This window comes from Sporomusa sp. (genome assembly GCF_057736855.1).
The window spans coordinates 1-8,938 of the sequence record NZ_JBYKYF010000018.1 but is presented as its reverse complement, the minus strand read 5'-3'; the positions used below and the strand labels follow the sequence as shown (position 1 = coordinate 8,938).

The following is an 8,938-nucleotide window of genomic DNA, read 5'->3' as shown; positions in this document are numbered from 1 at the left end:
CGCAAAAATTTTTCCTCAATAGCTACAGGAATACTTTCATTAAATAAAAGTTGCTTCACTGTTATCACATTTGATTCTCCGATAAAACCTAAACTGGTAGCTAATTCCGGATTATTACGTATTAAATTAACCGCCAGAAGTTTAGCCCGTAGCTGCCCTTTGCCGGCTACGCTATGTTTAAGATCAATAACTAACTGGTTCAGGCGAGGCCGGGTCACAAAACTTCCTTTTCCCTTAATCGTCTCAATCAATCCCGCTTCTGCCAACAAAGCAAGCCCCTGCCTCACCGTCATCCGGCTAATGGAGTATTTTTCTCCCAGTTGTGCCTCTGTTGGCAAAAGGTCACCATCTTTTAATTCACCAGATTCAATCTGTCTTTTTATATCTTCCGCTAAACGATAATAAACAGGAATTAGGCTTTCTCGACTTTTCATAGTAACCTTCCTTCAATATACTCAATCCCACAGTATATACATCTATATACAAATTTTATACCAATATTTACAATTCTGTCAATTTATTAACATAATTTTTTTTACCTTATGCCTGAACCGTTCACTCGTGCAAAGATGAGCTAACAATTAGTCTTTTTTCGTATAAAATACAGTGGCCGACGTTTGGACTCATTATAAATCCTGCCAATATACTCGCCGATAATTCCTAATGTCATCAACTGCGTGCCGCCAAAGAAGCAAATAGCCACCATCATAGAAGGATAACCTGGCACCGGGTCGCCATACAGCCAGGTTTTTATAATAATATAAGCTATATACACCCCAGAAAAAAACGCTGTCAAAAAGCCTACATAGGTTGCTAATTGCAGCGGGACAAAGGAAAAGGAGGTAATTCCTTCTAACGCAAAATTCCAAAGTTTCCAGTAATTGAAACTGGTTGTACCTTTGTTACGACGATGACGGTGATAGGGAATACTTGTCTGCTTAAAGCCTACCCAGCTAAACAGCCCTTTCATAAACCGGTGAGATTCACTTAACTGATTGACCGCATCTACTACCTGCCGGGTCATGAGCCGAAAATCGCCAGTATCGGGTGGTATATCCACTTTGGCTAGACGCCGCATGATTCGGTAAAACAGGTAGGCGGTTAGTTTGCGAAAACTACTTTCTCCTTCCCGAACTATCCTGGTAGCATAAACAACATCATACCCTTCCCGCCATTTGTCTACTAGCGTCGGGATGAGTTCTGGCGGGTCCTGCAAATCCGCATCAATGGGAATGACAGCGTCGCCCTTGGCTTCAGCCAGGCCTGCAGTCAGCGCGATTTCCTTACCGAAATTCCGGGACAATTCAATGATTTTAAGCTGTTTATCCTTTCCTGCCAGCCGTTCAAGCTTTTCCAGCGTATTATCTGTGCTGCCATCATTGACACAGATAATTTCATAATCATACGCTGTCAACCCGCGCATAACCTCAGTTACTTTTTGATAAAAGCAATCTATATTCTGACTTTCATTATACATAGGTACAACAATGGAAATTAATGGTTTCATAAGTCAGACCTCCTTGGTGTCTGCGTTATTCCTGTAGAGAAAGTGGCGGCACAGGCCCTAGTTCTTTATGTAGCAGTGATGTAACAAACACAAAGCCTTTGTGGCTTAAATAGGGCATGTCGTAAACGCGGGCAAAATCAATAACTGTAAATAAGGGATAGCTTTTTCCCAAATGACCGTACAGAAGCTGGGAATTGGCATTTTCAATCAGCCAAATCCGCCCTTTGTAATCAGCCAGGACATGTAAATCATAAATAAGCGTAAGCTCTGGCTGGAAGGGATTGGGTTTAGATTCTTCCCGCCCGCCTGGTAAAAATACATAATGCCGGTGATTAGGAAAAGCAACCGTATAGATGCCTGCCGGATGAATATCTGTGTACAGAAAGATATCGTCAGGTTTTAGGCTGTAAGCAATATCAGCCCGCAAAGCTTCATTCTGAGGGCTGTAAATTTTATCATAATGCAAATAAAAATTTATCGCAGAAGCAATAAAAATTGCCACACATAACAGAGCAGCCAATCCCTGCCGCCTAACAGCAGCAAGCCCGCAGGCCAAGGCAATAAATAAAAATCCTGAGTTTGGCATTAAATACCGCGTTATGAAAATAGGCTTTACCTGGGATAAAAGTAATGCCAAAACCATCACAGCCAAATACACAGCCAAGCTGTTAAGCGCAAGTCCCACATTGTGCCGTTGCTGCTTATAGGCAGTATATAGCCCAAAACCGCAAATGGCCAGCCAGCTAACACTTAGCAAGAAAACGGCAGAAGATGGTAAATTTTCGGCAAAATAAAACACCATAATATCCCAGAGCAGGTACTGATAATTGATGACAATCCAGTATTCTTTGACAACTGCAGCAATCTGGCTGATTAACACAAACAGCCACGGAAGATATAGAAGTATCTGGACTAACATCGACAGCAGACAGGGTATAAGCAATTGTCTTTTGGCGGCAAAAACGGCCGTCAACAAACTAAGATTAATAAAAAACGCACCAAGCAGTGCATAATTGTGCGTATACGCACTGGCTAGCGAAAAGACGGCAAACCATACCCAGTGCTGCCATTGATTGTGCCTGTAGGACAAATAAGCATAAATTCCGGCACTGGTCGTAAAAAACATGGCCCATGAATACATCCTAGCTTCCCCTGAATACTCCAGCATGACCGGCAAAAACACTGCAAAAAAAGTAAAATAGAAACCCGCCCGATTACCACAGATCCGACGGATATGAGTAACTCCAAGCAGTAAAAAAAGCAGCATTCCGGTTACCGATACCAGGCGGTAAACCACAATATCCTGTCCCCAAACCAGTGAAGCCAGTTTGGCTAACATATAATATAGAGGCGGATGAACATCGCGGGCTGTGATTTCGCAAATTCTAAAAAAATCATGCCTGATCATGGCTACTGTATAGGCCTCATCAAACCACATGTCCTTATAAAAAGCACAGGAAACAAAAAACACAAGCCCAGCAAAGAATAATCCCGCATAACCTAACTGCCAGTATCGCTCCGATCTGTCTGTTAAACGAAATTCACGATAATTGTGCATAAATTTTGCTAACACCTCTTCTGGCAATAATATCACCGTTCCCATCATCTTCCATACTTTTAAACTATATTCTCCATCTTGATTTTAAAGCCCTTCCAGTTTTTAAATTAACAGCAACCCTACAGAAGCAGGAATTTAGCTTTTAATCATTTTTGAAGATTTAAATCGTTACTATTTGTTACTAAATATAAAAGAGTAGAGCAATACCCTCTACTCTCCGACTCCTGTTCATTACTTTCTACGCCTCTTTAATTCTTCCAGTAATTCACTGGGCGTTATCTCATGGTTAGCCAGAAGTACCAGGCAGTGATACCAGAGATCAGCCATTTCATACAGAATCTCAGCCTTGCTATTGTTTTTCGAACCGATAATGGTTTCTGCCGCTTCTTCGCCAACTTTTTTCAGGATTTTGTCCTGACCTTTTTCAAATAGATAGCTGGTATAAGAACCCTCTTGGGGGTTATGTTTTCGGTCATTAATGACATTGTATAGTTCAAAGATAATATTAGCCAGAGGCTGTTTATAGATTTTGTCCGAATCAACCATTGTTTCCGCTGTCTGTTTATCGGCATCCAGCCTGCGGCTAAAACAGGAAAAAGTGCCTTCATGACAGGCTGCACCGCTTTGGTTTACTTTTATCAAAATAGCATCGGCATCACAGTCATAATATATTTCCTTTACCGTTTGTACATGTCCGGAGGTCTCCCCTTTTTGCCAAAGTGCCCTGCGACTACGGCTATAAAACCAAGTCACACCAGTTTCCAGGGTTTTGCGTAAGGCTTCGGCATTCATATAAGCCAGCATCAACACCGTTCCTGAAGCCTCGTCCTGCACAATAGCTGGCACTAACCCGTTGGCATCGTATTTTATCATGTCGGTCTTCATACTCTCACCTCGACTCCCTGGGATCGTAGATATTCCTTAACCTGCCCTACGGTAAACTGGCCATAATGAAACACAGATGCTGCCAGCACAGCATCAGCTTTCCCAGTAGTTAACACCTCATAAAAATGTTCCAGCTTGCCAGCACCGCCAGAAGCAATGACCGGTACGTTGACAGCTTCGGAAACCGCCTGAGTCAAAAGAAGATCATAGCCGTCCTTGGTGCCGTCTTTATCCATGCTTGTTAGAAGAATTTCCCCAGCGCCTAACTCAGTGGCCTGTGTAACCCATGTCAGTACATCCATACCTGTTGGCGTCCGTCCACCATTAATATAGACTTCCCATTGGCCTGGACCGGACTGTCGGGCATCTACTGCCAGCACAATGCACTGACTACCAAAGCGCTTGGCCCCTTCAGCGATGAGCTTAGGATTTTTTACGGCTGCCGTATTTAGCGAAACCTTATCAGCTCCGGCTGTAAGCATTGTCCGGATATCCTCTACGGTTCGGATACCGCCGCCAACAGTGAAGGGAATAAACACGTTTGCAGCCACTTGTTCTACAACTTCTACCATGGTGTTGCGCTGGTCTGAGGAGGCTGTAATATCGAGAAAAATCAATTCATCAGCCAGCTCACCATCATAGACCTTAGCCAATTCCACCGGGTCACCGGCATCTTTCAGGTCAACAAAATTGATACCTTTTACCACCCGTCCGTCTTTCACATCCAGACAAGGAATAATACGTTTCGTATGCATTAGGCTGCTCCCTCCTTTACCAGACGGATTGCCTGCGCTAAGTCAACGGCCCCCGTATAAATGGCTTTACCTACAATTACTCCTTCAATGCCGCTGTCGGCGCTTACGGCCTTCAGCGCTGAAATATCTTCAAGGCTCTTCACGCCACCGGAGGCAATTACTGGAATACCTGCTACTTTTGCCAAGGAGGCGGTTGCCGCCACATTAACGCCCTGCAGCGTACCATCCCGGGAGATATCGGTATAAATAATACGAGCCACCCCGGCAGCGGCCATTCTCTTGGCCAATTCCTCGGCGTCGACTTCACCTGACACTGCCCAGCCGTCAACGGCGACCTGACCATCCCGGGCATCAATGCCTACAACAATCCGGCTGGTAAACATTTGGCATGCTTCCTGTACCAGTTTAGGGTTACGCACAGCGACAGATCCCAATATCACCCGATTAACACCAGTTGCCAGCACGGTTTCAATGATTTCCAGAGTGCGGATACCACCGCCCAATTGCACCGGAATAGGTACTGCATTCACGATAGCAGCCACAATATCAAGATTGATGGGTTTACCAGCCAAGGCCCCGTCTAAATCCACAACATGCAGAAACTCGGCTCCGGAGTCTGCCCATTTACGCGCCATATCCACAGGGTTATCGGCAAATACTGTCTCTTGATCAAAACGACCTTCGGTGAGACGGACACACCGGCCGCCCCGGATATCAATTGCCGGATAGATAATCATACTGTCAACTCCTTAAAAAGTTAGCCAAAATTGTCAGGCCGGCCGTACTTGATTTTTCCGGATGAAATTGCACGGCCTGCACATTGCCGCTACCGACGGCTGCCGTAACCGCGCCGCCATATTCACTCACCGCGGTAATTAGTTCCGAACAGTCAGGTACCGCATGGTAGCTGTGAACAAAATAGACATACGGGGAAGACGGCAACTCAGCAAACAGCGGACTAGGTGCCCTAAACTCCAGGCTATTCCAGCCCATATGGGGAATTTTGAGTCCTGGTGCATCCAGTTTTCGCACCATGCCCGGCAAAAGTCCAAGTCCTTGGACACCAGGAGCTTCTTCACTGCCGTCAAATAATAGCTGCAGTCCCAGGCAAATCCCCAGAAAAGGTGTTCCATTCCCGGCTACGGCTTTAATCATATCAATCAAACCATAGCTTGTAAGGTTAGCCATGCAATCGCCAAACGCCCCTACTCCGGGCAATACGACTTTGGCTGCCCTGCCGATGACTGTCGGGTCGCTGGTAACGACAATGTCATACATACTGCCATTCTCGGCATTTACTTTGGCAAAAGCTTTGGATACACTGTGCAGATTACCCATGCCATAATCAATGATCACCAAGGTTTTACCCGCCATCGCTCTGCCTCCTCTATATCATTCCCTTAGTTGACATGACGCCTTGGATCCTGTCATCTCGACGCGTGGCTTCATCCAATGCCCGCCCCAATGCCTTACATATGGCTTCAATAATATGGTGAGTGTTCTTGCCTGATAACACTCTTACATGCAAGGTAATTCCGGCATGAATACTGAGCGCCCGCAAAAATTCCTCGGTAAGTTCACTGTCAAACTGCCCCACCCGTTCACTCGGCAATATGGCATCAAAAACCAAATAAGGTCGGCCGCTAATATCCAGCGATACCATCGCCAGGGCTTCATCCATTGGTACAAAAGCCGTGCCATAACGCTTAATTCCGGTTTTATCACCCAAGGCTTGGGCCAGGGCTTGCCCGAGAACAATACCGGTGTCTTCTACCGTGTGGTGGCCGTCAACCTCCAGGTCGCCCTTGGCCGTAATCGTCAGGTCAAACAAACCGTGTTTACCAAATAAGTTGAGCATATGGTCAAAAAAACCAATGCCGGTAGCTATCTGTGTTTGACCGCTGCCATCAAGAGTGAAAGTCACATTAATGGCAGTTTCCCCGGTTATCCGTTCTATACTGGCCGTACGTCTCATAAGCTTATAGCCTCCAATACGGCATCATTTTCCGCAGGGGTACCTATAGTAATGCGGATACAGTTGGTAAGTTTGGGAGTAGCGCTGAAATCACGGATACCAATGCCTTGAGCACTAAGCTGGGCCGCCAGTGATGCTGCCTTGTCACTCTTAATCAGCAGGAAATTAGTTTGCGATGGAAATACTGTTATGCCGGGTATAGCGCTTAACGCGGCTGTCATTCGCTCCCGCTCGCGCTGGTTTTCTGCTAATGTTTCGGCAAAAGCCTCACGCATGCTAAAGACTGTCTCTGCTGCCACCAGACTTAATGCATTGACATTATAAGGCAATACTACCTTGCTAATGGTCTCAACAATGGCTGCATCAGCCAATAGGTAACCTACACGGGCTGCTGCCAGACCATAGGCTTTGGAAAAGGTACGGGTAATAGCCAGATTGGAGTATTTGCTTAACAAATTCACTGAGCTTTTTCCATAGAATTCATGGTAGGCTTCATCAACAACCACCAGGCACGTGGCGTTAGCCACAATATATTCCACTTGTTCTGGCGGTATAACGGTCCCGGTGGGATTATTAGGATTGCAGAGCAGAATGATACTGGCTGTTTTTTCACGGGCAGCTTCCAGCAGCTTATCGGCATCTATGGTATAATCAGCAGTCAGTTCTACAGGAACTGGCCGACTGTCTGCCAATGTAGCATAAATATCATACATGGAAAATGACGGGCTGGGATAAACAATACTCCGGCCAGCGCCGCCAAAAGCATAGCATACTGCCTCCAGGATCTCGCTCGAGCCGTTGCCAATGATAACGTTAGCGGCTGATAAACCAAAATCAGTACCAATGATAGTTTTTAGCGACTGAGAACTTAATTCCGGATACCGGTTAAATGGCAGAGCTGCCAATCTTTCCAGAATTTTAGCTTTAACCGCTGGTGGCAAATCACTGGGGCGTTCGTTGGTATCCAGTCGGATCCGCCAGTTGCTTTCTTGCACAGAATAAGATCTCAGGGTTTCCAGCCCTAAGCGAGGTGTCATCATCTTAGTTCCCCCCTCAATCTGACCGCGTTGGCGTGAGCCTCCAGACCCTCGGCTTCTGCCAACTTAATGACCTGGCTGCTAACAGCAGCCAGCGCTTCTTGGGTATACGCAATAATACTGGTCTTCTTCATAAACGTTTCTACATTGAGCACAGAGTAAAAGCGAGCCGTTCCTCCTGTAGGTAATACATGGTTCGGACCGGCAAAATAGTCTCCCAATGGTTCGGGAGAATAGGCTCCCATAAAGATGGCCCCGGCATGCCGGACATAGGGCAGCAGTTTCCACGGATCTGCTGTTACCAGTTCCAAATGTTCGGGGGCAGCAATATTGGCTAACTCAACAGCATCCAGGATTGTCGGCGTCACAATAATCAAACCGTTATCAGCTATCGCCTGGGCAGCAATGCCTTGGCGCGGCAACGCTGCTAATTGTTTTCCTACTTCTTTATCGACAGCTTTCGCCAGTTCAGCACTATCAGTAATCAAAATACTGGAAGCCAAGACATCATGTTCTGCCTGGCTGAGCATATCGGCCGCGACATAGCAGGGATCTGCCGTGTGATCAGCCACAATGAGAATTTCACTCGGCCCTGCTAACATATCAATATCCACATGACCATAGACTGCCTTTTTGGCCAGAGTAACAAAAATATTGCCAGGACCTGTAATCTTGTCCACTTTGGGAATGGTTTTTGTGCCAAAAGCCAGTGCAGCTACTGCTTGTGCACCACCAACCTTGAATATTCTTGTGACTCCAGCCAGTTTGGCGGCTGCCAGCACATAGGAATTTACCTGTCCGTCTCTGCCTGGCGGTACAACCATGATAATTTCTTTTACCCCAGCTACGGCGGCTGGTATTGCATTCATCAGAACCGAAGAAGGATAGGCTGCAGTACCGCCGGGAACATAAATGCCTACCCGATCCAGTGGTGTACACTTTTGACCCAACACAGCACCATATTCTCGTTCAGTAAACCAGGATTTGGGTAATTGTTCAACATGAAATTTTTTGATATTGGCAGCCGCCCTCTCTAACGCCGCCAGCACTTCGTTGTCAATGCCAGCTATAGCATTTTCTATTTCCGCTGGGGTTACTTCCAAGGTATCTGCGGCAATATCGGCACCATCAAACATTTTTGTGTATGTTAACACCGCTTCGTCTCCCTGTTTGCGCACTTCAGCGACAATACGTTCCACCACCCGTTGATCGGAAAGGTCT

General features: G+C 46.2%; 10 protein-coding genes. All 10 read right to left on the bottom strand.

The features are described from left to right. Window positions 1-434 (bottom strand): GntR family transcriptional regulator (locus tag AC29Z1_RS02425; protein ID WP_488269866.1); only part of this gene is annotated, 434 nt, incomplete at its 3' end. A gap of 140 nt (window positions 435-574) precedes the next feature. Then, window positions 575-1,507 (bottom strand): glycosyltransferase family 2 protein, encoded by a 933-nt coding sequence (locus AC29Z1_RS02420; RefSeq protein ID WP_488269865.1) that lies wholly within the window; start codon window positions 1,505-1,507, stop codon window positions 575-577. 25 nt (window positions 1,508-1,532) lie between these two features. Next, window positions 1,533-3,113, bottom strand: coding sequence for a glycosyltransferase family 39 protein (locus AC29Z1_RS02415; protein ID WP_488269864.1), 1,581 nt, complete (start codon window positions 3,111-3,113; stop codon window positions 1,533-1,535). Window positions 3,114-3,296: 183 nt separating this feature from the next. Then, window positions 3,297-3,950: a bifunctional phosphoribosyl-AMP cyclohydrolase/phosphoribosyl-ATP diphosphatase HisIE gene (gene hisIE, locus AC29Z1_RS02410; protein WP_488269863.1), complete on the bottom strand. Its 654-nt coding sequence runs from the start codon at window positions 3,948-3,950 to the stop codon at window positions 3,297-3,299. Beyond that, complete coding sequence (gene hisF, locus AC29Z1_RS02405) at window positions 3,947-4,705, bottom strand: imidazole glycerol phosphate synthase subunit HisF (RefSeq protein ID WP_488269862.1); 759 nt, start codon at window positions 4,703-4,705, stop codon at window positions 3,947-3,949. The genes hisIE and hisF overlap by 4 nt, the downstream gene beginning before the upstream one ends. Continuing rightward, the gene (hisA, locus tag AC29Z1_RS02400) at window positions 4,705-5,442 is read right to left on the bottom strand and encodes a 1-(5-phosphoribosyl)-5-[(5-phosphoribosylamino)methylideneamino]imidazole-4-carboxamide isomerase (RefSeq protein WP_488269861.1); all 738 of its coding nucleotides are present in this window, start codon (window positions 5,440-5,442) and stop codon (window positions 4,705-4,707) included. Before hisA ends, hisF begins: the two co-directional genes overlap by 1 nt. A gap of 4 nt (window positions 5,443-5,446) precedes the next feature. After that, complete coding sequence (gene hisH, locus AC29Z1_RS02395; RefSeq protein ID WP_488269860.1) at window positions 5,447-6,079, bottom strand: imidazole glycerol phosphate synthase subunit HisH; 633 nt, start codon at window positions 6,077-6,079, stop codon at window positions 5,447-5,449. Window positions 6,080-6,092: 13 nt separating this feature from the next. Beyond that, on the bottom strand, window positions 6,093-6,680 hold the full coding sequence (gene hisB, locus AC29Z1_RS02390) for an imidazoleglycerol-phosphate dehydratase HisB (RefSeq protein WP_488269859.1): 588 nt from the start codon (window positions 6,678-6,680) through the stop codon (window positions 6,093-6,095). Then, window positions 6,677-7,720, bottom strand: coding sequence for a histidinol-phosphate transaminase (gene hisC, locus AC29Z1_RS02385; RefSeq protein ID WP_488269858.1), 1,044 nt, complete (start codon window positions 7,718-7,720; stop codon window positions 6,677-6,679). The genes hisB and hisC overlap by 4 nt, the downstream gene beginning before the upstream one ends. Then, the coding region (gene hisD, locus AC29Z1_RS02380; protein ID WP_488269857.1) for a histidinol dehydrogenase at window positions 7,717-8,938 on the bottom strand (1,222 nt) is incomplete at its 5' end. The genes hisC and hisD, both read right to left, overlap by 4 nt.

Coding starts and splice junctions, on each gene's coding strand:
- hisIE (WP_488269863.1), bottom strand. CDS start 3,950: ATGAAGACCGACATGATAAAATACGATGCCAACGGGTTAGTGCCAGCT.
- hisF (WP_488269862.1), bottom strand. CDS start 4,705: ATGCATACGAAACGTATTATTCCTTGTCTGGATGTGAAAGACGGACGG.
- AC29Z1_RS02415 (WP_488269864.1), bottom strand. CDS start 3,113: ATGATGGGAACGGTGATATTATTGCCAGAAGAGGTGTTAGCAAAATTT.
- hisC (WP_488269858.1), bottom strand. CDS start 7,720: ATGATGACACCTCGCTTAGGGCTGGAAACCCTGAGATCTTATTCTGTG.
- AC29Z1_RS02420 (WP_488269865.1), bottom strand. CDS start 1,507: ATGAAACCATTAATTTCCATTGTTGTACCTATGTATAATGAAAGTCAG.
- hisB (WP_488269859.1), bottom strand. CDS start 6,680: ATGAGACGTACGGCCAGTATAGAACGGATAACCGGGGAAACTGCCATT.
- hisA (WP_488269861.1), bottom strand. CDS start 5,442: ATGATTATCTATCCGGCAATTGATATCCGGGGCGGCCGGTGTGTCCGT.
- hisH (WP_488269860.1), bottom strand. CDS start 6,079: ATGGCGGGTAAAACCTTGGTGATCATTGATTATGGCATGGGTAATCTG.